The sequence below is a fragment of the Mesorhizobium sp. LCM 4576 genome (assembly GCF_001854815.1).
Classification (GTDB): Bacteria; Pseudomonadota; Alphaproteobacteria; order Rhizobiales; family Rhizobiaceae; genus Mesorhizobium; species Mesorhizobium plurifarium.
This window is the reverse complement of record NZ_MDDT01000037.1, coordinates 14302-40777: the sequence shown is the minus strand read 5'-3', so window position 1 is coordinate 40777 and position 26476 is coordinate 14302. Positions and strand designations below refer to the sequence as shown.

Annotated in this window: 31 protein-coding genes; 12 read left to right on the top strand and 19 right to left on the bottom strand. The window is 63.6% G+C overall.

All coding sequences use genetic code 11. The features are described 5' to 3' along the window. Positions 1–97: 97 nt before the first annotated feature. Both LCM4576_RS21190 and LCM4576_RS21185 read left to right on the top strand, forming a co-directional pair. On the top strand, positions 98–1327 hold the full coding sequence (locus LCM4576_RS21190; RefSeq protein ID WP_071034423.1) for an aminomethyltransferase family protein: 1230 nt from the start codon (positions 98–100) through the stop codon (positions 1325–1327). Position 1328: 1 nt separating this feature from the next. Beyond that, positions 1329–1586 carry a hypothetical protein gene (locus LCM4576_RS21185; RefSeq protein ID WP_071034421.1) on the top strand — a complete coding sequence of 86 codons (258 nt, stop codon included), beginning with the start codon at positions 1329–1331 and terminating at the stop codon, positions 1584–1586. A 6-nt stretch (positions 1587–1592) separates the two neighbouring features. Here LCM4576_RS21185 and LCM4576_RS21180 read toward each other — a convergent pair whose 3' ends face one another. The 4 genes from LCM4576_RS21180 to LCM4576_RS21165 form a co-directional block, all read right to left on the bottom strand. Beyond that, complete coding sequence (locus LCM4576_RS21180) at positions 1593–2651, bottom strand: dipeptidase (protein ID WP_071034419.1); 1059 nt, start codon at positions 2649–2651, stop codon at positions 1593–1595. A 258-nt stretch (positions 2652–2909) separates the two neighbouring features. Further along, complete coding sequence (locus tag LCM4576_RS21175) at positions 2910–3209, bottom strand: GNAT family N-acetyltransferase (RefSeq protein ID WP_071034417.1); 300 nt, start codon at positions 3207–3209, stop codon at positions 2910–2912. Beyond that, positions 3210–3839 carry an alpha/beta hydrolase gene (locus LCM4576_RS21170; RefSeq protein WP_071034411.1) on the bottom strand — a complete coding sequence of 210 codons (630 nt, stop codon included), beginning with the start codon at positions 3837–3839 and terminating at the stop codon, positions 3210–3212. 3 nt (positions 3840–3842) lie between these two features. After that, positions 3843–4775 (bottom strand): VOC family protein, encoded by a 933-nt coding sequence (locus LCM4576_RS21165; RefSeq protein WP_071034409.1) that lies wholly within the window; start codon positions 4773–4775, stop codon positions 3843–3845. A gap of 213 nt (positions 4776–4988) precedes the next feature. On the opposite strand from LCM4576_RS21165, the gene LCM4576_RS21160 reads away from it, so the two are divergent. Then, the gene (locus tag LCM4576_RS21160) at positions 4989–6542 is read left to right on the top strand and encodes an alkaline phosphatase family protein (RefSeq protein ID WP_071034407.1); all 1554 of its coding nucleotides are present in this window, start codon (positions 4989–4991) and stop codon (positions 6540–6542) included. Between the two features lie 99 nt (positions 6543–6641). Here LCM4576_RS21160 and LCM4576_RS21155 read toward each other — a convergent pair whose 3' ends face one another. Continuing rightward, the gene (locus LCM4576_RS21155; RefSeq protein ID WP_071034474.1) at positions 6642–8003 is read right to left on the bottom strand and encodes a PRC-barrel domain-containing protein; all 1362 of its coding nucleotides are present in this window, start codon (positions 8001–8003) and stop codon (positions 6642–6644) included. 228 nt (positions 8004–8231) lie between these two features. Between LCM4576_RS21155 and LCM4576_RS21150 the strand changes: the two genes are divergently transcribed. After that, the gene (locus tag LCM4576_RS21150; RefSeq protein WP_071034406.1) at positions 8232–9152 is read left to right on the top strand and encodes a diacylglycerol kinase family protein; all 921 of its coding nucleotides are present in this window, start codon (positions 8232–8234) and stop codon (positions 9150–9152) included. Positions 9153–9166: 14 nt separating this feature from the next. On the opposite strand, the gene LCM4576_RS21145 is transcribed toward LCM4576_RS21150, so the two are convergent. The 4 genes from LCM4576_RS21145 to LCM4576_RS21130 all read right to left on the bottom strand — a co-directional run bounded on the left by LCM4576_RS21145 (position 9167) and on the right by LCM4576_RS21130 (position 11222). Beyond that, positions 9167–9388 (bottom strand): hypothetical protein, encoded by a 222-nt coding sequence (locus LCM4576_RS21145; protein ID WP_040985048.1) that lies wholly within the window; start codon positions 9386–9388, stop codon positions 9167–9169. Between the two features lie 207 nt (positions 9389–9595). Next, positions 9596–10054, bottom strand: a complete 459-nt coding sequence (locus LCM4576_RS21140; RefSeq protein WP_071034403.1) for a phage holin family protein — start codon at positions 10052–10054, stop codon at positions 9596–9598. 6 nt (positions 10055–10060) lie between these two features. Further along, positions 10061–10387 carry a YqjD family protein gene (locus LCM4576_RS21135; protein WP_071034401.1) on the bottom strand — a complete coding sequence of 109 codons (327 nt, stop codon included), beginning with the start codon at positions 10385–10387 and terminating at the stop codon, positions 10061–10063. 76 nt (positions 10388–10463) lie between these two features. Next, complete coding sequence (locus LCM4576_RS21130; protein ID WP_071034400.1) at positions 10464–11222, bottom strand: Crp/Fnr family transcriptional regulator; 759 nt, start codon at positions 11220–11222, stop codon at positions 10464–10466. A gap of 167 nt (positions 11223–11389) precedes the next feature. On the opposite strand from LCM4576_RS21130, the gene LCM4576_RS21125 reads away from it, so the two are divergent. After that, complete coding sequence (locus LCM4576_RS21125) at positions 11390–11770, top strand: response regulator (RefSeq protein WP_083361452.1); 381 nt, start codon at positions 11390–11392, stop codon at positions 11768–11770. A gap of 37 nt (positions 11771–11807) precedes the next feature. Here the strand turns inward: LCM4576_RS21125 and LCM4576_RS21120 are convergent, their stop codons facing one another. Both LCM4576_RS21120 and LCM4576_RS21115 read right to left on the bottom strand, forming a co-directional pair. After that, positions 11808–12359 (bottom strand): sigma-70 family RNA polymerase sigma factor, encoded by a 552-nt coding sequence (locus LCM4576_RS21120; RefSeq protein ID WP_071034398.1) that lies wholly within the window; start codon positions 12357–12359, stop codon positions 11808–11810. A 3-nt stretch (positions 12360–12362) separates the two neighbouring features. Beyond that, positions 12363–12566: a NepR family anti-sigma factor gene (locus LCM4576_RS21115; RefSeq protein WP_040985060.1), complete on the bottom strand. Its 204-nt coding sequence runs from the start codon at positions 12564–12566 to the stop codon at positions 12363–12365. A gap of 219 nt (positions 12567–12785) precedes the next feature. On the opposite strand from LCM4576_RS21115, the gene LCM4576_RS21110 reads away from it, so the two are divergent. The 6 genes from LCM4576_RS21110 to LCM4576_RS21090 all read left to right on the top strand — a co-directional run bounded on the left by LCM4576_RS21110 (position 12786) and on the right by LCM4576_RS21090 (position 16270). Further along, a complete protein-coding gene (locus tag LCM4576_RS21110) occupies positions 12786–13580 on the top strand; it encodes a response regulator (protein WP_040985062.1) in 795 nt (264 codons plus the stop codon). Positions 13581–13760: 180 nt separating this feature from the next. Beyond that, entirely contained in the window at positions 13761–13925 is a 165-nt protein-coding gene (locus LCM4576_RS21105; protein WP_018429836.1) for a DUF1328 domain-containing protein, read from the top strand. 177 nt (positions 13926–14102) lie between these two features. After that, positions 14103–15128, top strand: a complete 1026-nt coding sequence (locus LCM4576_RS21100; protein WP_071034396.1) for a sensor histidine kinase — start codon at positions 14103–14105, stop codon at positions 15126–15128. Between the two features lie 193 nt (positions 15129–15321). Further along, a complete protein-coding gene (locus LCM4576_RS36845) occupies positions 15322–15489 on the top strand; it encodes a hypothetical protein (RefSeq protein ID WP_198540285.1) in 168 nt (55 codons plus the stop codon). Positions 15490–15614: 125 nt separating this feature from the next. After that, positions 15615–15941 carry a hypothetical protein gene (locus LCM4576_RS21095; protein ID WP_071034394.1) on the top strand — a complete coding sequence of 109 codons (327 nt, stop codon included), beginning with the start codon at positions 15615–15617 and terminating at the stop codon, positions 15939–15941. Between the two features lie 83 nt (positions 15942–16024). Beyond that, on the top strand, positions 16025–16270 hold the full coding sequence (locus tag LCM4576_RS21090; RefSeq protein ID WP_071034392.1) for a lipoprotein: 246 nt from the start codon (positions 16025–16027) through the stop codon (positions 16268–16270). 93 nt (positions 16271–16363) lie between these two features. Here the strand turns inward: LCM4576_RS21090 and LCM4576_RS21085 are convergent, their stop codons facing one another. From LCM4576_RS21085 to xylF, 4 genes are all read right to left on the bottom strand, one after another. Continuing rightward, entirely contained in the window at positions 16364–17986 is a 1623-nt protein-coding gene (locus LCM4576_RS21085; RefSeq protein WP_071034391.1) for a CHASE domain-containing protein, read from the bottom strand. Between the two features lie 132 nt (positions 17987–18118). Beyond that, the gene (locus LCM4576_RS21080; protein ID WP_071034389.1) at positions 18119–18919 is read right to left on the bottom strand and encodes an ATP-binding cassette domain-containing protein; all 801 of its coding nucleotides are present in this window, start codon (positions 18917–18919) and stop codon (positions 18119–18121) included. A 17-nt stretch (positions 18920–18936) separates the two neighbouring features. After that, positions 18937–20289 carry a sugar ABC transporter permease gene (locus tag LCM4576_RS21075; RefSeq protein WP_071034387.1) on the bottom strand — a complete coding sequence of 451 codons (1353 nt, stop codon included), beginning with the start codon at positions 20287–20289 and terminating at the stop codon, positions 18937–18939. A gap of 230 nt (positions 20290–20519) precedes the next feature. After that, on the bottom strand, positions 20520–21560 hold the full coding sequence (gene xylF, locus LCM4576_RS21070) for a D-xylose ABC transporter substrate-binding protein (protein ID WP_071034386.1): 1041 nt from the start codon (positions 21558–21560) through the stop codon (positions 20520–20522). A gap of 266 nt (positions 21561–21826) precedes the next feature. Here xylF and LCM4576_RS21065 point away from each other — a divergent pair, with 266 nt between their 5' ends. Then, the gene (locus tag LCM4576_RS21065; protein ID WP_071034384.1) at positions 21827–23062 is read left to right on the top strand and encodes an ROK family protein; all 1236 of its coding nucleotides are present in this window, start codon (positions 21827–21829) and stop codon (positions 23060–23062) included. Positions 23063–23387: 325 nt separating this feature from the next. Here the strand turns inward: LCM4576_RS21065 and phoB are convergent, their stop codons facing one another. From phoB to pstA, 4 genes are read right to left on the bottom strand one after another with little or no spacing between them, the layout of a single operon-like run. Beyond that, positions 23388–24077, bottom strand: coding sequence for a phosphate regulon transcriptional regulator PhoB (gene phoB, locus LCM4576_RS21060; RefSeq protein ID WP_071034382.1), 690 nt, complete (start codon positions 24075–24077; stop codon positions 23388–23390). 17 nt (positions 24078–24094) lie between these two features. After that, a complete protein-coding gene (gene phoU, locus LCM4576_RS21055; RefSeq protein ID WP_071034380.1) occupies positions 24095–24802 on the bottom strand; it encodes a phosphate signaling complex protein PhoU in 708 nt (235 codons plus the stop codon). A 20-nt stretch (positions 24803–24822) separates the two neighbouring features. Continuing rightward, on the bottom strand, positions 24823–25626 hold the full coding sequence (gene pstB / locus LCM4576_RS21050) for a phosphate ABC transporter ATP-binding protein PstB (RefSeq protein ID WP_071034378.1): 804 nt from the start codon (positions 25624–25626) through the stop codon (positions 24823–24825). Beyond that, positions 25623–26474, bottom strand: coding sequence for a phosphate ABC transporter permease PstA (gene pstA, locus LCM4576_RS21045; protein WP_071034377.1), 852 nt, complete (start codon positions 26472–26474; stop codon positions 25623–25625). Before pstA ends, pstB begins: the two co-directional genes overlap by 4 nt. Positions 26475–26476 lie beyond the last annotated feature (2 nt).

The following is a 26476-nucleotide window of genomic DNA, read 5'->3' as shown; positions in this document are numbered from 1 at the left end:
AACGCCGGAGATTGGCGAAATCGCCGGCGACGGCCAATCTCCCCCCTTGTGGGGGAGATGTCCGGCAGGACAGAGGGGGGCGCGAAGGAATGCCGTCATGAATCGTCATGTGAAAATCAACTCCGCGCGTACAGCCGACCAATCCCACTTCCGCACTTTGCGCATGGGCACACCGTTCCAGCCCCGCATCGACGCGCTGGGGCTGAAGCAGGACTGGTACAATTGGGCCGGCTACCGCGCGCCGCATTCGCTATGGGACGAGGAGCTCGAATATTTCGCCATCCGCAGCCAGGCCGCACTCTTCGATATCTCGCCGATGACCAAATACCGGATCGAGGGCCCGGACGCCGAGGCCTATCTCGATCGCGTGACCTTGCGCGACGTGACCAAGCTAAAACCCGGCCGGGTCCACTACACCGCCTGGTGCGACGACGAAGGTTTCGTCCTGGACGACGGCACGCTGTTCCGGCTCTCGCCGACGCGCTTCCGGCTGTGCTCGCAGGAGCGGCATCTGCCTTGGCTGCTGGACAGCGCGATCGGCTATGAGGTCAGTGTCGAGGAAGAGACGGAGGCTGTCGCCGGCTTGGCGCTGCAAGGACCGACCTCCTTCGCCATCCTGCGCGAAGCCGGTTTCGCCGGTGTCGAGCGRCTGAAGGTCTTCGACCTCGCCGAATTCGCGCATGACGGCGCTACCGTCGCCATCTCGCRCACCGGCTTCACCGGCGATCTCGGTTACGAGCTGTTCGTGCCGGCTGACAAGGCGTTGAGCCTGTGGGACCGGCTGATGGCGGCCGGCGAGCTGCGCGGCATCCGCGCCATCGGCTATACCGCGCTGAACCGAGCCCGGTTGGAAGCCGRCCTGATCGTCRCCAATGCCGACTTCACCACYGCCGAGCACGCCATCCGCGCCGACCGCTTGCGCATGCCCGACGAGATCGGCCTCGGCTTCATGATCGATCCGGACAAGGGACACTTCAACGGCCGCCGCGCCATCCTCGAAGCGCGGGCGAAAAAGAAACTGCGCCACGTGCTGGTCGGACTTGAGATCGAAGGCAACRTCCCGGCCGAGCATGCCATCGTCTATTACCGCAAAAGCCAGGAGATCGGATTGGTGAGCGCGGCGATGTGGTCGCCCATGGCCAAGCGCAACATCGCGCTCGCCTCGCTGCGGCGACCCTATGGCGAAACGATCGTCGACGACCTCTGGGTCGAGATTTACGCCACGCGCGAGCTGCAGTACCAGAAGCTGATGAAGAAGGCGAAGGTGGTGCCGCGTCCCTTCATCAAGCTCGACCGCCGCACCGCCAACCCGCCCGCGGATTTCTGAGATGGCAAGCGAAGCGGAAGACCTGGAGACGGAAGCCGCCGAGCAGTGGGAGCTGGTCAACACGCCGCTTGGCGAGATGTGGTCCGGCCGCACCCGCTACGCTGCGGCGATGTTTTTCTTCAAGCGCGGCGAGATGAACGCCGAGACGCTGGAGGTCTACCGCATCTGCGCCCGGCTCGACGCGGAAAACCCCTTGGCGATCATCCGCGCCCGCGGCGTCGGTCAGGAATGGCTGAAGCGCATGGGCTACGGTCAGTAGTCCCGCTCAACCTATTGTGCGCTCCAGCACGCTCAACCAATTCCGATAAGCGATCTTCTCGATCAGAGCGCGGCCGAAACCGCGCGCCGCCAGCGCGTCGATGAGCTTGGGCAGGCCGGCGACGTCGCCGATGGGGGCCGGGATCATGGCGCCATCGAAATCGGAGCCGAGACCGACGCCGTCCTCGCCCAGCGCCTGCAAGAGCGAGTCGATATGGCGCACCATGATGTCGATGCTGGTGTCGGCATTCATGCGGCCGTCCTCGCGCAGGAAGCCGGTAGCGAAGTTGAGGCCCACCATGCCGCCCGATTCGCGGATCGCGCCGAGCTGCCAGTCGGTCAGGTTGCGCGAATGACCGCAGATCGCGTGCACGTTGGAGTGGGTGGCGACCAGCGGCGCGTCGCTCAAGCCCGCCACGTCGCGAAAACCCTTCTCGTTGAGATGCGACAGGTCGATCATGATCCTGAGCTGGTTGCAGGCCTTGACCAGYGCCTTGCCGGCATCGGTGAGGCCGGGCCCGGTATCGGGCGAGGATGGGAAGCGGAACGGCACGCCATTGCCGAAGGCATTGGGACGGCTCCAGACGATGCCCAGCGAGCGCAGGCCCGCGGCATGCAGCACGTCGAGCATGGCGAGCCCGGGATCGATCGCCTCGACGCCTTCGATGTGGAACACCGCCGCGATCGAACCCTTGGCCATCGCGTCACGTACATCGCCGGCGCTACGGCAGACGGTCAGCGCGCCAGCGCGCTCCAGCCGAAACAGGATCGAAGCCATGCCGATGGTCGAGGTGATCGCCTCTGCCTGCGGCAGTTCCGGCGGCAGGGGCTCGTTGTCGCTCGGCGCCGGCGGCACGGCGCTGCGCTTCGACTTCTCGACCGGCGGCGGAAAGATCGCGAACATGCCGCCGGCAARGCCGCCCTTCCGGGCGCGCGGCAGGTCGATATGCCCGCCCGGTGTCCCCTCGATGAACAGCTTTTCGACATCGGCTTCCTTCGACTGGTAGAGCCGAAGCAGCGTGTCGTTATGTCCGTCGAAAACGGGGATCAGGTCGGTATCGGTCATCAGGGGAGCCATTCAAATCGGTGACGGGCGGGACGACGGGTTTCGTCCGAAGCGAACCGCCAACTTAGGCAAGATGACCGGGCGGTGCAAATACGAAGGTTGACCCTTTTCCTCTTCCCCCTGCGGGAACTGAGGAACTGAGGAATTGAAGAAGCGACGTCACGTCGGACGCTGAGCTTTTTTCTAAATTCCCCAGTTCTTCAGTTCTTCAATTCCTCAATTCCTCAATTCCCACAAGGGGAGAAGRTAACGCCGTGCTTACTGCTTCAGCACATCCGCCCATTCCGGATGGCGGCGGAACTGGGCGTTGGCGAAGGGRCAGAGCGGGATGATCTTCTTGCCGGCGGCGCGCGCATCCTCGACGGCGCGGGTGACGAGCCGAAGCCCGGCGCCCTGGCCGCGAAAGGCGTCCGGCACCTCCGTATGATCGATGATGAGCTGGTGCTCGCCGATCTTGGTGAAGGTCATCTCGGCCTCGGCGCCGCCGGGTCCGCGCAGCACATAGCGCCCCTTGGAGCCGTGGTCTTCCAGTTCGATCTCGGGCAGTTGGTCAGCCATTTAGTTGCCTCCTTCGGCAGCCGGCGCCGGGGCAAAAAGCCGCCGCGCCGCTTCGATTTCATTCGGCCGAACCTCATGCCCGCCGTCGTGCCATTCCACTGTGGCATCGGCGCCGTCGGCGCGCAAATAGGCCTCGAGCCGCGACGTCAAATTGGGCGGGCAGATCGGATCGCGCCTGCCGGCCGTGATCAGGATGCGCCGGCCGGCAAGGCTGCCCTGCACCTGCGGTTCGAACGGGATCAGCGGATGCATCAGCGCCRTGGCATCGAACAGGCCGGGCTCGGCGAATACCACCGAAGCCAGGATATTGGCGCCGTTGGAATAGCCGAGGCCGAACACCRCCGAGGGCTTTGCCGCCTCGACATGCGCCTTGACGAAGCCCGCCATCTTCGCCGTCGCCCGCGTCAGGTCGTCCATGTCGTAGACGCCCTCRCCAGTGCGGCGGAAGAAACGCGCGGCGCCATGCTCCGAGACATCGCCGCGCGGCGAGACGATCGTCGCCGAAGGCACAAGATCGCGGCCGAAACCGAGAAGCTGGTTCTCATCCGCGCCCGTGCCGTGGAAGACGAAGAGCAGCGGGCTGCCCGGCGAACCGGGCAGCACCTTGTGGATGTAAGCGTCCTTGCTCATGGCTCAGTCTTCCAGCTTCTGCAGATGTTCTTCGAGGTAGGGCCGCAGATGCTGATGCTGCGTCGGCAGCTTCAGCGCCTCGCCGAGATGCGCGGTGTCCTCGTCGCGGTCGAAACCCGGTTCGTTGGTCGCCACCTCGAACAACACGCCGCCCGGCGTGCGGAAATAGATCGCCCAGAAATAGTCGCGATCGATGACCGGCGTCACGCCATAGCCCGTGTCGACAAGGGCCTTGCGCACTTCGAGCTGCTTGGCGCGATCCTCGACCGCGAAGGCAACGTGATGCACCGAGCCGGCGCCGAGATTGGCAAAGCCGGCGCCAGGCAGCGATTCGATGTCGACGACATCGGCGCCATTGCCGTTCTTGATCGCCAGCCGACGTATATTGCCGGACTTGTCGACCTCCTCATAGCCCATGAACTTCAAGAGTTCCTCGGTGGCGCCGCCATCCTTGAGCCGCAGCGAGACCGAGTGGAAGCCACGGATCGCCTCGTCGCCGGGAACACCGCCCTTGACCCATGGCGCTCTCTTGTCGGCCTTGTCCTCGACCAGCGCGAAGCTGTCGCCGTCCGGGCCGGTGAAGGTCAGCCGCTTCTCGCCAAAACTTTCCGTGCGGGCGACATTGCCCACGCCTTCGTCGGCGAAGCGCTTTTCCCAATAGGCGAGCGTGCCCTCCGGCACGGAGAACACCGTCGTGCCGACCTCGCCCACGCCGTGCCGACCCTTGCCGATATCGGGGAACGGGAWATAGGTCATCACCGAACCCGGCGTGCCGACCTCGTCGGCATAGTAGAGGTGGTAGACGTCCGGTGCGTCGAAATTGACTGTTTTCTTCACCCGGCGCAGGCCGAGCTTCTTCGTGAAGAACTCATTGTTGCGACGTGCGTCGCTCGCCATCGAAGTGACGTGATGCAGACCCTGGATCTGATTGAGCATGATCGTGCTCCTTCCCGTGTTCTTGTGCGGCCCTCGCCGCTGTCCACGCCAATATGAGGATGGGTGGGCCGGCGGCAAAGCGGGCAAACACAGAATGGACTGTGTCATAAAAGTGAACGATCGTTCAAAATATGTTCACCAATCTATCACYGGCATTGACTTGCAACGCCGGTGATTTCCGTTCCATCTGGGCGCTTCCATAAGGAGACGATCTTGGACCATCCGACGAGCCGCCCGAACGTCCTCCTCATCACCTGCGACCAGTGGCGCGGCGATTGCTTGTCGGCCGCCGGCCATCCGGTGGTGAAGACGCCGAATGCGGATGCGCTTGCCGCGGAAGGCGTGCTTTTCCGCCGCCACTACGGCGGCGCAGCACCCTGCTCGCCGGCCCGTGCCTGCCTCTATACCGGGCTCTATCAGATGAACAATCGCGTCTGCCGCAACGGCACGCCGCTCGACGCGCGTCATGGCAACATCGCGCTTTCGGCGCGCGCGGCGGGCTACGACCCCACTTTGTTCGGCTACACCGATGTCTCGCTCGACCCCCGGCAACTCTCGCCCGAGGATCCGCGGCTGCGCAGCTAYGAAGGCGTGCTGCCGGGCTTCACCGTGCGCCAGGCGCTGCCGGAGCATCAGAAGCAGYGGCTGTCATGGCTGCGGGCGCAAGGCGTCGACACAAGCGCCGGAAGCCCCGGCATCCACCGTCCGGCCAGCGGCCAGGACCAAGGCGATGTGACCAACGCGCCGCCGGTCTATTCGAAAGACCAGACGCCGACCGCTTTCCTGGCCGGCGAATTCATTCGCTGGCTGGGCGAGYAGGAGGAGGGCGCGCCATGGTTCGCGCATATCTCCTTCATCAGCCCGCACCCGCCTTTCATCGTGCCGGAGCCCTACAACAGCATGTACGATCCGGCTGAAGGTCCCGCCTTCAAGCGCGCGRCAAGCTGGCAGGCCGAAGCTGCGAACCACTCCTATCTCGCCTACGATCTCGAYCGGCRGAAGCGGAYAAAATTCGTGCCCGGCAGCGAAGGCAAGGTGGCGGAGTGGAGCGAGGAGAATTTCCGCCGCATCCGCRCGATCTATTACGGCATGATCTCCGAGGTCGACGCGCAGCTCGGCCGCGTCTGGCAGGCGATCAAATCAGCGGGCGCCTGGGACGACACTGTCATCGTGYTGACCTCCGACCATGCCGAGATGATGGGCGACCATTTCATGCTCGRCAAGGGCAGCTTCTTCGACGCCAGCTATCACATTCCGCTGATCATCCGCGATCCGCGGCGCAGCGCGACAGCCGGCGTATCCGTCGATCGTTTCACCGAGGCCGTCGATATCTTCCCGACCTTGCTCGACGTGACCGGCGCCGCGCCGCAACGCCATCTCGACGGCCGYTCGCTGGTGCCCTGGCTCGACGGCAAGGGGCCGGAGACCTGGCGCGACGCCGCGCATTGGGAATTTGATTTCCGCACGGTCGCCAAAGGCGAGGCCGAACGCCATTTCGGTATCGAATCGCGCGCCTGCAACCTCGCCGTTATCCRCACGGCGGACTTCGAATATGTCCATTTCGGCGGTGGCCTGCCGCCGCTTCTGTTCGACCTGTCGAAGGATCCAGGCGAGCTTAACAATGTCGCCGAAGATCCATCCTATCTGCCGGTGCGGCTGGAGTTCGCGGAAAAGATGCTCGCCTGGCGCGCCGCGCATCTCGACCAGTCGCTGGCCTTGGCGGAACTGACAGAAGATGGAGTGGTCGGGTACGTGAGTAGGCAGTAGGCAGTAGGCAGTAGGCAGTAGGCAGTAGAATATCCCTTGCCGCCCGGTGGCTTACCAACTCATTTTTCGCCTACTGCCTAATCCCTACTGCCTATTCCCTTACTTCAGCATCATCCGCTGCTGATCACGGTTGGCGGCATAGCTGCTCTTGTCGTAGGCCGTCTGCGCCTGCAGYTGTTCCTTGGTGAAGTTGGTGTAGAGGTACTTCTTGCCRTTCTTGTCGGTCATGAATTTGAGCTTGTCCATGCCGATCGCCACTTCCTTGGCGCCGATGCCGAGGAAACCGCCGACRTCGACAATGACCGCGTCGGGCTTTTGGTCCGGCGTCAGCACGACGTCGCCGATCGAACCGATCTTGGCATCGTTGGCGCCGTAGACCGTCGTGCCCTTGAGGTCGTCGACGCGCATGTTGCCCATCGGCATCTCGGTCAATGTCGATTTGTCGATGGATGCGGTCTTGGTCTGGTCGGTTGCCGCAGTGCCGCTATCGGCAGGCTTGTTCTCGGCCGTGCTCTGGGCTGGCGGTGTCGCAGGTTTATTCTCGGCCGTCGACTTGGCGGGCTCCGCCGGCTTCGCTCCCTTATCCGAGGTCGTATCCGAAGACACTACCGCGGGCGTGGTTGCGGCCGGCGCATTATTCGCGGCCGTCGTCGTCGAGCCGGGCGCCGGATCATAGGCCTTGCGGTCGAACTCGGCCTGGGCCTGCAGCTGCTCCTTGGTCGTCTCGGCCACCAGCCAGCGGTCGCCGTTCTTCTCCGCCCATTTTGCCTTGRCGAAGTCATAGGTGACATTCTTGGTGCCGATGCCGAGGAAGCCGCCGACGCCGATCACMAGCGATTCGGCCTTGCCGTCCTTGGCGAGCACGATGTCCTTCACGTCGCCGATCTTCTGGGCRTCGTCCGCGGTGCCGTTATAGACCGACTCGCCCATGATGTTGGTGGCGAGGTTGCCCTCCGCCTTCTTCACCGGCTCGGCCGGGGCGGCCGCCGGGGCCTGCGTCGTGTTGTTGGCGGGCTGCGTGGCGTCGGCCGACTGCGCCGGGGCCGGATCGTAAGGCTTGCGGTCGAAGGCCGGCAGAGCGTTCAGCTCATCCTTGGTCGATTTGGCAACCAGCCAGCGGTCGCCATTCTTCTCGGCCCATTCGAGCTTGCTGTAGTCGAAGGCGACGTCCTTCTTGCCGACCCCCAGGAATCCACCGACGCCGATAATGGCGGATTTGGCATTGCCGTTGGAATCGAAGACCACATCATCGACCTTACCAATGTTCTGGGCGTCATCACCGGTGCCGTTGTAGACGGACTCGCCGATGATGTTCGTCATCAGCGCGCCGTCCGAGCGTACGACCGGAGCCGGGTTTTCGRCTGCTGGGGACTGTGGGGACGGAGCGGGCGTCGTCTGTGCAAAAGCGCCGGTCRCAAGCAGCGTCGCGATCGCGGTCGTCGCAAAAAGGGTGCGGATCATCATAGTCTCTCCTCGTGCCTGATCTATGCATTGCGCTCCCTCGCCCAACCTCAGAACGGCGAGTCGGGAGCGGCAGTGTCGACAGGATCACAACGTTGTGACCGGGGTGTTGTTCCAAACCACAACGCGCTCACCCGGTTGCCCCTGGGGCTCCGGCGGAACTTTTGCGGCCGCACCGTCGTTTCCGCCGCGGCAGAGGTCTGCCGGCTCAGATCGACGGAGAGGTGCATGCGGTTTGCTGCGGTGCTGAACCAGGACGGCGGTACGCTCCGCACCATCGACATTGAAGCATTTTCCGAACAGTTGCGTCAGACACTCGAGGCATCGGGACATTCGGTCGAGGTCGACATCGTCGCCGGCCGCGATGTCGCCGCAGCGCTGCAAAGGGCGATCGCCAAGCGCAATATCGATGTCGTTCTTGCCGGAGGCGGCGATGGCACGATTTCCACCGCGGCGTCCCTGCTCATGAACAAGAAAAAGGCCCTGGCCATCTTGCCCGCCGGCACGATGAACCTCTTCGCGCGCGGCTTGGGCATTCCGCAGACATTGGGAGCGGCGCTGCAGGCCTTTGCCGATGGCGAGGTGATCGCCGTCGATATGGCAAGCGCCAACGGCCAGCCTTTCGTGCACCAGTTCTCGGTCGGCATGCATGCCAGGATGGTTCAGTTGCGCGAAAAAATGGATTTTGGCTCGCGTCTCGGAAAGATGCGAGCGTCCATCCGCGCCGCCTGGGAGGCGATCAAGAACCCGCCGGCGCTTAAGGTGAGCCTGAGCGTCGGCAAGGCCGAGATCGTCACCCRCACGACCGGCATTGGCATTTCCAACAACCTGTTCGGCGAAGGCCACCTGCCCTATGCYGACAATCCGGCGGGCGGCGTGCTCGGCATCTATGTCAGCGTCGCGCGCCGGCGTCATCATCTGGCGAAGCTTTTGCTGGACATGCTGCGCGGCAGATGGCGCCGGAGCGCGCATGTCGAGGTTCATCAGGCTGACAAGGCTGTGCTGAAGATCTACTCTCCGGTCAAAAAGGTTCGCGCCGTCATGGACGGCGAGTTGATCCGGTTGGCGCGCGAAACGACGATCGAAATCCACCCCGGCGCCCTGAACGTCCTCGTTCCCTCGCGCGGCATCAGCGCAAAGGCGGCGTGAACGGAAAGCGCTCTTCAGGGTTGCGAGGTCGGTTGGGCAGGAGCGGGACCCTGCTCGGTGCCGGGCGGCTGCGGTACATGCTGCGCGCCGGAATTSGGCGACTTTATCAATTCGCCGTAAATCTCGACTGCACCCCATGCAATGAACGCCAGCAAGAGGCCGGCGATGAGTATCCTCAAGGCGTGCCAGCCCCAGTGTCCCTGACGGGCTTTGTCTTCAGGAACGATCTTGGTCATGATTGGCCTCCATGTTGCGTGGTGGCGGGTGTTTCGGGCATGGCACGGTCGGGTAACGGGTCCTTTACGTGAAGGTTCCCGACCGGCTGGCATCGCTTTCGCGATCATTGGGATGGAATGAGGCCAGCGCGCGCTTCAAGCCTTGAGAGCAGGTCAGCGCTCAGCAGAATGCGTGAGGCGGACGCCAGCCTGAGAAAGTCGAACAGCCTAATGCATGTCTTCCGGCGCGCGCGGCTTGGGCTTGGCGTTCTCGCGATAGATGGCGTAGGCGACAACTGCCAGGGCGGGCGCGATGACGGCGCCCAACCCGGCCTTGCTCCTGGCAAGGGCCGGAAGCAAGGCAAGTGCCGCGGTGACGCCCAGCGCGGTCATATCGGCCTGYCGCCGCCGCGCGCGCCGCCTGCTGCGCATGCTCGTCGTCAGCTTGTGAACGACAAGGATGAGCCCGGCAATCACCAGGAACCCTATGCCGAAGCCGAGGCAGGTTGCCAGCGGTCCATAGCGCGCCGCGAGCCAGATATACGCGGCGCCGATGAGGAAGCCGACACCGCACAGGGCAAAAACGGCGGCAAGTCCGTAAAGGATTGCCGTCATCCGAGCTCTTTGCAAAGCGGCCATTGCCTCGCCCGAGGCAAGGGCCGAGATCAACGAGACAAGCGTCCCCATCTGAGACTAGCGGCGGGAAAGCAGGGCGAACAGGAAGCCGACACCCGCTGCGATCGCCAGCGACGTCATCGGCTTCTCGCGCACTTTGGCGATCAGCTGCGCTTCGATATCCTCGGCGCTGCCCCGCATGCTCTCGAAGGCAGCTTCGCCTTGCGCACGCAACTGTTCGACGCCCTCCGAGGCAGCGCGACGGGCCGCGCCATAACCGTGTTGGCCGGTCTTGGCGAGTTGCTCCGTGAGTTTCTGGATATCCGCTTTCAATTGCTCGATATCAGCCTCCAGGTCGGCGGTGGTCGCTTCGTCCGTCGCGGATTTGCCGGCTGCGGTTGCCATCTCTAACTCCTTGCGTTTGCTTGGATTTCAACGTCTGTTCTGCATCAAAGTTCCCGATTCGACGGCTCGAGCCGACCTAGATCAGCGGCCGCCGTTCCTCGCCGAGCCCCTCCCAGCGCGCAAGCTTCTTCAGTCCGTCATGGTCGATCACTTCGCAGCCRCCATCTCGCCACAGAACGAGCTTGCGGTCCATCAGCTTGCGGATCGTCTTGTTGGTGTGGACCAGAGAAAGGCCGAGCGTGTCGGCGATATGCTGTTGCGTGATCGGGATTCGCGGCGTCTTGCCATTCAGTCCGGCGCTGCGCGCCCGGCTGGCGATGAAGGCGATGAGGTAGGCCGCTCGCTCGAGCGCGGTGCGGCGGCCGATACTGAGCAGATTCTCGTCCAGCATGCGTTCCTCACGCGACGCGATCCAGGTGATGTCATAGGCAAGGCCGGGATGGTTGCGATAGAGTTCCTGCAGTTGGTCGCGCTCGAAGACGCACAGCAGCATCGGCGACAAGGCTTCGACGGAATGCTGCATCTCGCCCATCACGCTTCCCTGCAGGCCGATGAGATCGCCAGGCATGGAATAATTGAGGATCTGCCGGCGCCCGTCGGGCAAGAGCTTGTAGCGGAACGCCCAGCCCGACAGCACGGTGTAGAGATGTGCGCTGTGGCTGCCTTCGACCAGTATTGTCGCCCCTTTGTCGACGGCGAGTTCACCGCGCTTGAAAGCGCTCACGAACTCCAGCTCCTGTTTTTCGAACGCGCGAAAAACAGGCAATGGCCGCAACGGGMACTCTTCGCAAGAATATTGACGGCTCGCAGCCGGATGTGCGCTTTGGCTGGACATTTCGACCCCTCTTCGAAATCCCTGCCCCTGTGGGCGCAAGGAAACGCTTGAAACCGCCGGGGGTTCCGCGAGGCTTGGACTCCTGTCTCTTTTGGCCACGTCTTTTTTAAATGACATGGCGACGAATTCCGAGCATGAGTGCGGCCCTGCCGAGGAGACACCGATAAGTGCCAGCACTGCTTGACGGACTGCGTATCCTCGTCCTGGAAGACGAGTTCCTGATCGCGATGGACGTCGAGCAGCTTTGCCGCGACCACGGCGCCGCCGATATCACGATCGCGCGCACGCTCGGCGAGATCGACGGGCAGGYGCTGCCCGCGCGTTTCGACGTGGCGGTGGTCGACCTGATGCTCGGCGAGGTTTCGACCCTGGATTTCGCCGCCCGGCTCCGCCGCGAGGGCATACCGTTCGTATTTGCCTCCGGCTATTCGGATCCGGACGAGGTCAAGGACGCGTTCCCGGACGTCCAGCTGGTCACCAAGCCTTACTCGGGCGACGATCTGATCGAAGCCCTAGCCATGGCCTGCGGCCGGATCGCCCCGGCCTGAGGCTATCCTTGCAATCGGAATCGTAACGATGATCGGCTCAAGCCGCGTTCGAACCTGTCACCTGCGCCGAGATCGCATCGGGCCCGAACTCGTCCTCTCCGGAAATCTTGAGGATCTCCTGCAGCCTTGCGCGCGCCCGGCTGACGCGGCTCTTGATCGTTCCGACCGCGCAGCCGCATATCTCGGCGGCTTCTTCATAGGAGAAGCCTGAAGCGCCGATCAGGATGATGGCCTCGCGCTGGTCCTCGGGCAGTTGCTCGAGCGCGCCGCGGAAATCCTTGAGGTCGAGCTGGCCGTGCTGAGCCGGGTGGACRGCAAGCCTGGCCGTCATGATGCCGTCGCTGTCCTGCACCTCGCGGCCGCGCTTGCGCATCTGCGAATAGAATTCGTTGCGCAGTATAGTGAACAGCCATGCCTTCAAATTGGTGCCCGGCTGGAAACTCTCATGCTTGTCCMAGGCCTTGACCAGCGTTTCCTGGACGAGGTCGTCGGCCCGGTCGGCATTCTGCGTCAGCGACACGGCAAAAGCGCGCAGGCTCGGGATCGCACCGAGCAGCTCGGTCTTGAAGCTCTGGGATACCGCCRCCATGCCTCAGTCCTTTTTCTGGGCGGGTTCGGCCTGTTCCAGCTGGCTGAGCAGCTGAGCGAAGCGGTCCGGCACATGGTCCGAGACCAGCTCGTCATAATACTGCTTGAGCTTGCGCGCGATTTCGGAGTTCGCCCCCAGCGGGTTGCCATCCCCGTTCCGATGCCTTTTTTCGGCATCAGCCATCTGCTTTTTTGACATTTCTTTCATAGTAGCCCTAATTTCCAGCACCCGAACCGCTCTTCGACTGCAAACCACAACGCAAGCGGAATCCTCGTCTGGTCGCCCATCCCGAACCCCCGAAACGCCCGCTTTGTAATTTAGTTCCACGGCCGGCGGAACTTTTTCTGGAAGCCGGCGTTTGATTTTTCGGGGCGTGCAATCAGCGTGGCCTTCAACGTGCAACGTCATCTGAGGGAGACGTCAATAATGAGTTTGTCAGCTACCATCGCCCCGCATCTTCCGTTCCTGCGCCGCTTCTCGCGGGCGGTATCGGGATCGCAGGAGAGCGGTGACGCGCTGGTCGCCGCGATGCTGGAAGCCATCATCGCCGATACCAACATCTTCCCCGAAGCCTCGAGCGACCGCATCGCGCTCTACAAGGTTTTCGCCAGGCTGTTCACCTCCGTGGCCATCCGCGTGCCRCAGGAACAGGCTCAGACCGCCTGGGAGCAGCGGGCCGCGGCCAATCTGAATGCGCTCGCGCCCCGTCCGCGCCAGGCTTTCCTCCTGGTTGCCGTCGAAGGCTTCAGCGAGGACGAGGCGGCGGAAATCCTCGACGTCGGGGAGGAAGAGTTCTCGGAGCTGCTGGCCCAGGCAAGCAACGAGATTTCCCGCCAAGTGGCGACGGACGTGCTGATCATCGAGGACGAGCCTCTGATCGCCATGGATATCGAGGAGATGGTCGAAAGTCTCGGCCACCGCGTGGTGGGCACGGCGCGCACGCATGCCGAGGCAGTGGCCCTGTTCGGCAAGACGCGGCCGAAAATGGTCCTGGCCGACATCCAACTCGCCGACGGCAGCTCGGGCATCGAAGCCGTCAACGAAATCTTGTCCTCGACGCCGGTGCCGGTGATCTTCATCACCGCCTTTCCGGAACGCCTGCTGACCGGCGAACGCCCCGAGCCGGCATTTCTGGTCACAAAGCCCTTCAATCCCGACATGGTCAAGGCTCTGATCAGCCAGGCCCTGTTCTTCGATCGCCAGGCCAAAGCCGCCGCCTGAGCCTGCCGAAGCCAAGATATTTCAAGATATTTGGACCCTCATGCGCGGCTTTTTCGCCGCGCGTGACGCTTGCCCGTTTGCGATTTGAAARGCCTTCGAGGGGGATCGTCTTTTTCGGCAAATGGTGGAACAAACGACACCGAGCCACGTTCTTTTCCCGACAGAAGAAGGAGACGCATCATGCTGTACTGGGCGCTCGTATTCCTCGTAGTTGCGATCATCGCCGGCGCGCTTGGGTTCGGCGGCATCGCCGGCACATCGGCGGGCATCGCGCAGATTCTGTTCTTCATCTTCCTCGCCTTCCTGGTGATTTCGCTCATCGCTGGCCTCTTCAGGAGAGCCTGACCGCAACACTGGAAGCCGCACCCCTCAAACGGTTTCCAGCCACCGCCGGACGGCGCCTCGAAAGAGCACCGTCCGGCGGACCGTTTTTGAGGRACCMTGCGGTCGCGGGGGCGGGTGGCCCGCGGAACCAGTTGCGGATTGATCCGTTCAAGGACCGAGCGCGGGAATATATTTCCAATGTCTTCCGAGGGTCCCACGAAAGACGAGAAGCAGAACGGCGAAGTGATAGCGATGCATCCCTCGGAGAGCGGGATGCAGCTGGGGCGGGCCCTGCTTCATGCCCTGCACAATGCCGGGATCTCGGTTCTCTACCAGGACCGGCAGATGAAGACGGTCTGGGCGCRCAACATGAGCGCGCCTTGGGCGTCCGAGACGGCCGACGGCAAGGATTTGCTTTCGCCGGTGCAGGCCAAGCGCATAGAAGCGGCCAAGCTGGGTGTGATCGAATCCGGCAACGCGGATCAGCTCGAGCTCAGCATTCCGGGAAGCCAGGGCGTCCGCTGGTTCCAGCTTTGGATCGATGCCGACCGCGGGGAAGCCGGCGACGTTCTTGGCGTCGTCACGACGATGGTGGAGACGACGGAGCAGAAACGCCGCGAGCAGACGCTGAAGGCATTGCTGCGCGAAGTCAGCCATCGATCGAAGAATCTCCTGGCCATCATCCAGAGCATCGCCACGCAGACCGGACGCTATACGGAGACGCTCAGCGACTTCCTGGCGCGGTTCCGCGGCCGGTTGCAATCGCTCGCTTCCTCGCAGGATCTGGTCACATCCTCCAACTGGCGAGGAGCGGCGCTGCAGGAGCTCGTATCGGGCCAGGTCGGCCGCTACAGCAGCGATCTGGCCAAAAGCCTGCGGTTCACGGGCGAAAATCCCTACCTCAATCCCAACGCGGCCCTGCATATCGGCCTGGCGATGCATGAGCTGGCCGTGAATTCCGTGAGCTATGGCGCCTTGTCCCGGCCGGACGGGCATGTCGAGGTGCGCGCCCGGCTCCATCCCGAAAACGGAACCTCGCCCAATCTTTTGCTGACCTGGACCGAAGCGATCGGCGACGCCCCGCGCAATGAGAAGCGCTTCGGCAGCGTGGCGCTGGAACGCGTCGTGCCGATGTCGCTGAATGGCTCCGCGACGCTGGAAATCGGCAAGGACCGCATGGAATACCGTCTCACCGTCCCGCACGGGAATTTCGAGACGGATTGATCATGYCGCCGATGGCGCGAGAGCAATTCCAGGAAAAGTGCGTCGCTGTTTTCCGTTCGRAATTGYGGTAAAATCGAGCCTTGCCGGCAAAGCGTCTTAACCGGCTGTTCACCATAAAGTCCGATTCTGTGTTCCCGGCCAACAATACGCCGGACACCCATCCGCGCCCCGGCGTGCGACCTGGGAGACTGACATGATGGTTGCCGACATGAACAGGCTGGAACAGGCCGCCCGCGTCTCGATGAGCGGCTTCCAGGATGCCGAGCCGCCGCCGGCGCGATCGTCGCATCTTTCGCTCCGCCTCGGCGCGATCGCGCTTCTGGCGGCTGTGGCCTTGGCCGCGGCCTGGCAATTGTTCTGACCCCGCGCGGGATCGAGACAGAACCTTGAAGCGCCGCCTGTATCCGTTCGACGCGACGCCTTGAAATCCAGGCCCGGAACTTTCGTTCGCCGAGAATCGTTGTGTGCGGCGAGAGGTTTGGAGCCATGGAACACATCGCCGCATTGCTTTTCGTCGTCGGCTGTTCGAGCACGATGACCGATTGCCGGGAACTTCAAGTGCCCGTCAGCGTCTTTGAGAGCGCTGAGGCCTGCGTCGCCGAATGGCCTTTCGCCCTCGGCGACCTGCAGGGTCAGGCCCCCCACATCATCGGCAAGTGCCTTGCCGTCGATCCGGCGCTGGAAGACGATTACGATCAGATCGTCTGGAACGTGCGGTCCGACGGCACGCTGGTCGCGTCTTTGGAGGTTTCCGGCATGCTTGTCGCGTCAAACAGCGCGCGCCCCGAAAAAGACTATCTTAAACAACAGTAAGATCGGGCAGGCAAAGCCCGTTTTTTCGTGATAAATGGCTGTTGGCACTGCCAAAAGTGAGGACAAAAGTGAGGAGCAATTCTATGCGGAAGATGATCATTGCCATGGTTGCCGTGGTCGCCGTCAGTGGCTGCACCACGACCGAGCAGGACGTCGTGGGCGGCGGCCTGATCGGCGCCGGCGTGGGCGGTCTGGTCGGCGGCGGCAAGGGTGYGCTGATCGGTGCGGCCGTCGGCGCCGGGTCGGGCCTTCTGGTTCGCAACCTGCGCAACGGCTATTGCCAGTATCGCGATCATCGCGGCCGGATCTACACGGCTCGCTGCAACTAGTTCGGTACCTGAGAGAGACCGGAGGCCGGCAGCCGGCCTCCGGTTCCCCTCGGATTAAAATGCTGATTCGCCAGCCAAGAACTTTTGAGCCGCTCACGCGGCCAGCGGGATCCTGATTTCCACCTTCAGTCCATCGTCACGATAGTCGCGCGCGATCGTGCCATGCAATTCACGCGTGACATTGACGTCTATCAGCTTGGTGCCGAAGCCGGTCTTGGCCGGCGCTTCCAGGTTCTTCTGGCCCGTTTCGCGCCAGTTCAAGAGCAGCGTCCGCTCGCGAYCGCGCCCCTCAATGCTCCAGTCGACCTTGAGGGCGCCCACCGAATTGCCGGCTTCGCCATATTTCAGCGCGTTGGTGGCGAGTTCGTGGAAGGTCAGCCCGAGCGCTTGCGTCGTCGTCTCGTCGAGCAGCACCTCCGGCCCCGACAAGACCCCTTCGGGAAGATCCTTGCCGAACACCTGCCCGAGTTCGATGCGCAGCAGGTCGCCAAGATCGGCTTTCTGCCAGCGCGAGCGCGTCAGCATGTCCTGCGATGCGGCCATGGCCTGGAGGCGCGCCGAGAACGAAGCCGAAAACTCCTTGACGTCGGTGGCTTGCGAGGCCGTCTGCCGCGCGATCGCCAGCACGCGGGTGATCGAATTCTTGATGCGATGCTTCATCTCCTGCAGGATCAGGTCCTTTTCCAGCAGGCTCTTTTCGGTCGCCTCGTGCAGCGCCGATTTCGCCTCATAGGTGCGCTCCTGGTAGCGCGCCACCAGCGCGATGGCGCCGGCAAGCAAAAGGCCGAACAGCCCGAGCATCACCGGAATGGCGCGCGAGGACGGCGGTTCGAAAGCGCTTGTCGGCCTGAACAGCACGGTCCAGGGCCGGCCCGCGACGACGATATCGCGACGCGCCAGAAGCTTGGCCCCGATGCGTTCCGCCGGCGGCGCTTCCGAACGGAACAAGAGATTGCCGGCTTCGGGCTTGCCGTCATAGACCTCGACGTTGACCGGCAGCAGCGGCGAATGGCTGAGCGCGACCTGGAACAGGTCCTGCGCGCGGAAGGCCGCGTAGAGAAAACCGGCGGTGGAGGAGCGGCTTGCATTGATCACTTCGGGCGCGGTTTCGACGTTCAGCCGCACGAAAACCAAGAACCCGGTGAAGGTCTGYGCCACGCCGGCGCCCTCGCCGAGCTGGACGACGCCGCTCGCATGCTGCTGGTCGTCGGCCATCGCCTTTTCGATCGCCGCGCGCCGTACCGGCTCGGTGAACATGTCGAAGCCGATGATCGATTGGTTGGACGTATCGAGCGGCTCGAACAGCACGATCGGCGTGCGCCATTGCTCGGTCGTTGCGGGATAGATCGGGTGCGCCGACCCAAGATCGTGCAGGATATCGCGTTCGACCGCCGCCTCGTCGCCGGCCTTGGYGAGCCTCAGGAAGCCGATGCCGCGCAGCCCGGCGAAATTGTCGTCTATATCGAGCGCGGTGAAGAAGGCCTTGAATTCACCGCGCGTGATGTCGCCGTTGCGGGCATCGAACAGCGCCTGCGTCGAACGCAGCAGCGACAGATGCAGGTCGATGCGGCTCTCGATGCGGCTCAGCGCGTCGTCGGCGGTGCCCTCGAACTTGATCCGAGCCGCCTCCTGCGTCGCGAAATAGGCGAACCCCGCCATCGTCAGGCTGATCAGCGCGACGGCGATGAAGGCGACGATCGGAAAGAGCTTCTTCAAATCAAGGATGCGGCCCGTGGACGGTCGACGACCTTTATGGGCAAGTCTCCGCGTCAACACAATGGCGCGGTCAAATCATCGCTGCGGCTGGCATATCATCCAGCCATTACTTAGCCGGCTATCGGTTCGCCTTCATGCCGCGATCTTCAGCGCGCCTGGACCCGGAATCGCCCCTGGCGGGCATTTACCGAGGATGATCATGCCGAGCACCTCGTCCTGGGTGACATCGGTCGTGCGCGCGGTGCCGACCACCTGGCCGTTCTTCATCACGCAGACCCGGTCGGCGAGCTCGAAAACGTCATGGATGTCGTGGCTGATCAGGAAGATGCCGATGCCGTCGGCCTTGAGCTGCTTGACCAGTTCGCCGACCTGCGCCGTCTCCTGCGGRCCGAGCGCCGCTGTCGGCTCGTCCATGATCAGGATGCGGGCGTTGAACAGGATCGCGCGCGCGATCGCCACCGACTGCCGCTGTCCGCCCGACAGCTTGATGACCGGTTCCTTGAAGCGCTGGAAACGCGGATTGAGCCGGCCCATCACCTTGCGCGCCTCGGCTTCCATGGCGACGTCGTCCAGCGTGCCCCAGCCGGTCATCAGCTCGCGGCCGAGGAAGAGATTGGCGGCGGCATCGACATTGTCGGCCAGCGCCAGCGTCTGGTAGATCGTCTCGACACCGTATTTCTTGGCGTCGCGCGGGTTGGCGATCGAAGCCTCCTCGCCATTGATGAAGATCTGTCCGCTATCGCGCTTGTAGGCGCCGGACAGGATCTTGATCAGCGTCGACTTGCCGGCGCCGTTGTGGCCGAGCAGCGCCATCACTTCGCCGGGGAAAAGATCGACCGACGCATCGTCGACGGCGCGGATGCCGCCGAAGGCGATCGAGATATTGCGCATGTCGACCAGCGGAACGCCGGCAGGAGCGGATTTTTCAGCCATGTTGGATCTCTCCCTGATCAAACGCGCTTGCGATAGAGTGTGTCGAGCCAGACMGCGACGACCAGCACGGCGCCCACGACGATGCTCTGCAGCGGCGAGTCGACGCCAAGCAGCACCATGCCGGACTGCAGCGACTGCATCAGAAGCGCGCCAAGCATGGCGCCGAGCACGGTGCCCGAACCGCCGGCAAGCGAAGTGCCGCCGATGACGGCCGCGGCGATGACCAGCAGCTCGTCCAGCGTTCCGAGCACATTGGTGGACGAATTCTRCCTGGCCGACGAGATCGCCGCCGCGATCGTCGCCAGCACGCCCATGATCATGAACACCTTCATGGTGATCCAGCGTGTGTTGATGCCGGCGAGGTTGGCCGCTTCCGGATTGYCGCCGATGGCGAAGACATAGCGGCCGAAGCGCGTGCGCTTGGTGACGAAGGTCATGATCAGGCCGACGGCRACCGCCATCAGCACCGGAATGGCGATGCCATGCGCGATGAACAGCCCGCCCTCGGGCACGGTGATGTTGTTGGCTGCGGCGTAGCGGTTCACGATGCCGACCGGCCACGGGTAGGAGTTAGCGAGCCACACCGCGCCCAGGATGATCGCGCAGGTGACCGTGGCAAGCAGCGTCTCGGCCCATACGGGACGCAGCGGGAAGCGGAAGCGCTTGCGCTGCACGCGGCCGTTGAAATGCATGAAAATCACGGCCAGGCAGGCGACGATGCCGACGGCCCAGCTCCATTTGGCGCCGATCGAGCCCGCCGGGCCGCCGCCCATCAACTGGAAGGTGGCGTCGAGCGGCGCAACGGTCTGGCCGCTGGTGACCCACCAGGCAGCGCCCCGCCATACCAGCAATCCRCCCAGCGTGACGATGAAGGCCGGCACTTCGAGATAGGCGATGATGAAACCCTGGAAGGCGCCGATGATGAGGCCGAGYGCCAGGCCGATCAGCAATGCCAGGATCCAGATCCACGGGTTGCCGAGCTCGAGCCCGACGAAGCGAACCAGGAAATGCACCTGGGCGAAGCCCATGACCATGCCGATCACCCCTTCGGCCGATCCGACGGACAGGTCGATGTTGCGCATGACRATGACCAGCACCATGCCGGAGGCCATGATCGCCACGGCCGAGGTCTGCACCGACAGGTTCCAGAGGTTGCGCGGCGTGAGGAAGGTGCGGCTGTCGAAGTCGAGCGGGTTGACGCCAAGCCGCAGGCTGGAGATCACATGCAGCCCGACCCAGATCAGCAGCAGCGCGCCGATCATGCCGAGCATGCGGGTGTCGAGCTCGGTCGCCTTCAGGAACCGGGCAACGGCGCCGAGTTCGGATGCCCGCGCAGTGTCTGCCGGTGTGGTAGACGTCGTGTCGGTCATGATGTCCTCCCGCCGGCTTGCCGTCTGACGCGGATACCGAAATCGAGCCTAAAAACTATCCGCGCGGGGCGGAAACACAAATCTTTTTGAGAAAACGCCGCGGCTTCAAAGCAATCCCAGGAAAAGTGCGTAGCGGTTTTCCGTTCGGGATTGCGGTAAACAAGGAACAGGAGCGGTTCATTGAACCGCTCCTGCCGCGGCGCAAGGATTTTGATCGAGAGCCGGCAGACTTAGTTGCAGACCTTGACGCTGCCGGCGGGCACGCCCGCGCAGACTTCGTCCTTCTTGATCCAGCCGGCGTCGATGACGACGTTGAGATTGTCCTTGGTGATCGCGATCGGGGTCAGGAACAGCGACTTGACGGTGTTGCCGCCGGGCGTCGTGAAGTCCTTGGCGCCGGCGATATCGCCCATCTTCTTGCCGCCGGCGAGCTGCGAGGCGATCTCGGCGGCGTTCTTGCCAAGCTCGCGCGCGTCCTTCCACRCCGACACGGTCTGCGTGCCGAGCGCGATGCGGTTGAGCGCCGCGTGGTCGCCGTCCTGGCCGGAGACCGGAACGGTGCCGGCCAAGCCTTGCGCCGTCAGCGCCGCGACGACGCCGCCGGCGGTGCCGTCATTGGCCGCGACGACCGCGTCGACCTTGTTGTCGTTGGCGGTCAGGAACTGCTCCATGTTCTTCTGCGCGTTGGCGGGCAGCCAGCCGTCGGTATAGGCCTCGCCGACATTCTTGATCTTGCCGCTGTCGATCGCGTCCTTCAGGACTTCCATGGAGCCCGAGAACAGGAAGTCGGCGTTCGGATCGGCGCCAGAGCCCTTGATGAAGACGTAGTTGCCTTCGGGCTTCACCTTGAACACCTCGCGGGCCTGCATGCGGCCGACTTCCTTGTTGTCGAAGGTCAGGTAGAACACGTCCTTGTTCTCAATCAGGCGGTCGTAGCCGACAACCGGGATGCCTTCGTCGAGCGCCTTCTGCACTGCCGGACCGACCGCCGAAGCGTCCTGCGCAAGGATGATCAGCGCGTTGGCGCCCTGCGAGATCAGGCTTTCGACGTCCGTCAGCTGCTTGCCCGGATTGGACTGCGCGTCGGCCGAAATATACTTGTCGCCGGCGGCCTCGATGGCGGCCTTCATCGCCGCTTCGTCGGTCTTCCAGCGCTCTTCCTGGAAATTCGACCACGAGACGCCGATCACCTTGTCCTTCGCCTCGGCGACCGACGCCAGCGTCAGCGAYATGGCAACGCCCGCCAGGATGGCGGCTGCGAATTTCTTCATGATATCCTCCCTGCGCCCGTATGGCGCGACCCAGACTGGCCCGAAGGCCGGCACAGAGGCTTTTTTTCGAGCCTCGAAAAAACACTGATCCAACGCTGTGCCGCTGTCAACTCGGATTCTGATGGTTTTTGAGGTGCCGCGAACTTTTTTTCGAGCTCCGCAATAAATAATGACAGCGTCGGCTGCTTCTGCCAGTATCCCTAGCATGTCACCGGCGGCCCATGGCATCATCAAGCCGTGATGACCAGGAGGAAATACTTCAGCCAATGTCGGTCGGAATCCGCCACGACGATCTGCGCCGGCGCAACCGCGCCATGGTGATTTCGGCCGTGCGCCGCGCCGGTCAGCCATCGCGGACGGAGATCGCGGCCACCACCGGGCTCAGCCACTCGACCATTTCGGCGATTTCCGCCGATCTGATCCAGGAAGGCATTCTCACCGAAAGCAAGGCCAGCGAGCCGACGGCGTTGAAACGCGGCCGGCCGCAGATCGGCCTGGCGCTCAACCCCGAAGCCGCCGCGGTGCTGACCGTGGTGTTGTCGCTGAACTTCCTGTCGGTCGCCGTCATCGACTATGCCGGCCAGGTGATTGCCGAGGAGCAGCAGCGCCTGGACACACTTGTCATGCCGCGTGAAGAACTGATCGGCGAATGCATGGCGATCGTCCGGCGTCGGTTGCAGGATCCCGACCTCGACGTCGGCAGCGTCGCCCGCATCGCCATGGGTATCCAGGGCATTACCGATTCCCACGCGCGCGCCATGYTGTGGTCGCCGATCACGCCGCTGACCGACATTCCTTTTGCCGACATCCTCGAGAGGGAATTCGGCATTCCAGCCACCATGGAGAACGACTGCAACATGATGGCGGTGGCGCTGCAGTGGCGTGACCCCAACCGCTATCGCGACAATTTCATCGCCATTCTGTTGTCGCACGGCATCGGCATGGGCCTAGTGCTAAAGGGCCAGTTGTTCACCGRCACACATTCCTCCGGCGGTGAGTTCGGGCACATGATCCACCGTCCGGGCGGCGCGCTTTGCCGCTGCGGCCGGCGCGGCTGCGTGGAGGCCTATGYCGGCAACTACGCCATCTGGCGCAGCGCCATGGGCATAAGCGAGGATGCCGCGCCGACGGACGTCGGCGACGCCGACATGCGCGCGCTTGCCGCRAAGGCCCGGCTCGAGGAAGGTCCCGAGCGGGAGGCCTATCGCCGGGCCGGCGAGGCGCTGGGCTTCGGCCTCGGCAGCCTGTTCGCCCTCATCGATCCGGCGCCCGTCGCCATGGTCGGCGTCAGCGCGGCCGCCTTCGACCTGATCGAGCCGGCGCTGAGGAAGGCGATCGCCCAGACCGCCGGCGGCCAGCATTCGGAATCGATCTCCTTCGACACCGAGCCGAACGAGCTGCCGCTGATCCGCGAAGGCTGCGCCATGCGCGCGCTGACCTTCGTCGACCAGGAGATTTTCGCGCCGGGGGTTCAGGCAAGAGCGGGCAAGCACGTCGCTTGAGCCACTTTGAGTGATCGTTGGTTTCGAGTGTCCCGCTGGACACCGGAGATTAGCGAAGGCCCCGAAGCTTCGTCATTCCAGGGCGGAGCAGGAGCGAAGCTCCGTCGCGGAGACCCTGGAATCCATTCCGTTACCTCGGACGTCGGGCGCAGCCGAGCAGAATTCTGCGCCGCCGCAGCGCGTCGACGTCACGGAATGGATCCTCGGGTCTGCGCTGCGTCGCTACGCTCCTTGCTCCGCCCGTCGATGACGAAGCACGACCGTCCCGGCTACTCGCCAACGCATGCGATCCGGTAGCGGACGCGTCATTCTGCGAACGGCGAACCTAATCCTCCCGGATCGCATAGCCCGCCCCGCGGATGGTGCGGATGACGTCGGGCATGCGGCCGTTGTTGACGGCCTTGCGCAGGCGGCCGACATGGACGTCCACGGTGCGCTCGTCGATATAGATCGTCTCGCCCCAGACATTGTCGAGCAGCTGGCTGCGCGAGAACACGCGGCCGGGGTGGCGCATCATGAATTCGAGCAGCCGGAACTCGGTCGGGCCGAGCCTGATCTCGCTCTTCTTGCGGTAGACGCGATGCGATTCGCGGTCGAGCACGATGTCGCCGACCTTGAGCACGCTGGACAGCACCTCAGGCTTTGCGCGGCGCAACAGCGCCTTGACGCGCGCCATGAACTCCGGCGTCGAGAACGGCTTGACCAGATAGTCGTCGGCGCCGGTGGACAAACCTCGAACCCGATCGCTCTCTTCACCGCGCGCGGTCAGCATGATGATCGGCAGCCGCTCGGTCTCTGGCCGCATCCTGAGGCGCCGGCAAAGCTCGATGCCGGACACCRCCGGCACCATCCAGTCGAGCACGAGCAGGTCGGGAACGTTTTCCTGAAGGCGGATTTCGGCCTCGTCGCCGCGGGTCACCACTTCGACCTGGTAACCCTCGGATTCGAGATTGTAGCGGAGCAGCACCCCCAGCGGCTCCTCGTCCTCCACCACCATGATGCGTGGCGCGATCATCGGKGTAACCTTTTCCGTCAGGCCGCCGGCGCCGACATTGCCGTCTCGTCCTGCTTCGGACGGTTGGCGGGCAATTGCGTGCCGGTCAACACATAATAGGCGTTCTCGGCGATGTTGGTCACATGGTCGCCGATGCGCTCGAGGTTCTTGGCGCAGAACAGAAGATGCGTGCAAGCGGTGATGTTGCGCGGATCTTYCATCATATAGGTCAACAGCTCTCGGAAGACGGATGTGTATTTGACGTCGATGCGTTCGTCGTCGTTGCGAAGCTTGGCCAGCGCCGTGGCATCGCCCACCGTGTATTCCTGGATCACGCCCTGGACCTGGATCAGCACCATCTGCGCCATGGAATCGATYGAATGCGTGAGGTCGCGCGGCGCGGCGCTGACGCCGACCGAGCCGACGCGCTTGGCGATGTTCTTGGCGAGATCGCCGATGCGCTYGAGGTCGCCCGCCATGCGGATCGCTCCGACCACGCTGCGCAGGTCGTCGGCCATCGGCTGGCGCTTGGYGATCAGCGTGATGGCGCGGTCGTCGAGCTCGCGCTGCCTTGCGTCCATGATGGCGTCGTCGGAGACGACGCGCTGCGCCAGCGCATTGTCGCTTTCGAGCAGCGCCCTGGTCGAGGCGCYGACCATCGAGGCGGCAAGGTCGCCCATGTCGTTGATGAGCCGGCTGATCTGCCTCAGATCCTCGTCGAAGGAGGCGACGGTATGTTCGGCCATGATGATGTCCTCGTATGTCTTCAGCCGAAGCGGCCGGTGATGTAGTCCTGGGTGCGCTTCTCGCGGGGCGAGGTGAAGATCTTCTCGGTCCGGTCGAACTCCACCAGCTCGCCCAGATACATGAACGCCGTCTGCCGCGAGACGCGCGCCGCCTGCTGCATGTTGTGGGTGACGATGACGATCGTATAGTCGGCCTGCAATTCGTCGATCAGCTCCTCGATCTTGGCCGTCGACAGCGGATCGAGCGCCGAGGCCGGCTCGTYGAGCAGGATGACCTCGGGCTTGACCGCCACGGTGCGGGCGATGCACAGGCGCTGCTGCTGGCCGCCGGAAAGGCTGAGCCCGCTGGCGTTGAGCTTGTCCTTGACCTCGCTCCACAGCGCGGCGCGCTTCAGCGCCTGCTCGACGCGGCTGTCCATCTCGGCCTTGCTGATCTTCTCATAGAGCCTGACGCCGAAGGCGATGTTTTCGTAGATCGACATCGGGAACGGGGTCGGCTTCTGGAAAACCATGCCGATCTTGGTCCTGAGCAGGTTGAGGTCCTGCGAGCGGTCGAGGATGTTCTTGCCGTCGAGCAGCACCTGGCCTTCCGCGGTCTGCTTCGGATAGAGCTCGTAGATGCGGTTGAGCACGCGCAGCAGGGTCGACTTTCCGCAGCCCGACGGGCCGATGAAGGCCGTCACGCTGCGCTCCGGCAGGGACAGGTTGATGTCCTTCAGCGCCTTCGACTGGCCATAGTAGAAGTTGAGGTTCTTGACCTCGATCTTGGCCTTCTCGACGGTCGTCTCGGCTACGTTCAGGTCGGTGGACAACATCGGTTTCATCTGTCCTCTCTGCGTCCGGTCAGGCTGCGGGCGAAGATGCTCAGCCCGAGAACCGTCAGGGTGATTATGAGTGCGCCCGTCCAGGCCAGCTGCTGCCATTCCTCGTAAGGGCTGAGAGCGAACTGGAAGATGGTCACCGGCAGGCTGGCCATCGGGGCATTGAGATTGCTCGACCAGAACTGGTTGTTGAGCGCGGTGAAGAGAAGCGGAGCCGTCTCGCCGGAGATGTGCGCGATTGCCAAAAGGATGCCCGTGACGATGCCGGAGAGCGCCGCGCGGTAGGCGACGGAGCGGATCACCACCCAGCGCGGCGCGCCGATTGCCGTGCCCGCTTCACGCAGCGCGTTGGGCACAAGGTTCAGCATGTCCTCGGTGGTGCGCACCACGACGGGGATCACCAGGATCGACAGCGCGACGGCGCCGGCAATCGCGGAGAAGTGTCCCATCGGCCGCACCATCAGCTCGTAGACGAACAGGCCGATGATGATCGAAGGCGCCGACAACAGGATGTCGTTGATGAAGCGCACCACGGTGGTGAGCCTCGAGAAGCGTCCGTACTCGGCCATGTAGGTGCCGGCCAGCACGCCGATCGGCGTGCCGACGACAATGCCGATGACGGTCATCACGATGCTGCCGTAGATGGCGTTGAGCAGGCCGCCGGCATCGCCGGGCGGCGGCGTCATTTCAGTGAACACGGCCAGGTTCACCCCGGAGAGCCCCTTGTAGAGCAGGGCGCCGAGGATCAGCGCCAGCCATGCCAGGCCGATGCCGGCCGCGATGACGCACAGCGCCATCATCACGGCATTCTTGCGCTTGCGGCTTTGGTGAAGCGATTGGGCAGTCGACATCG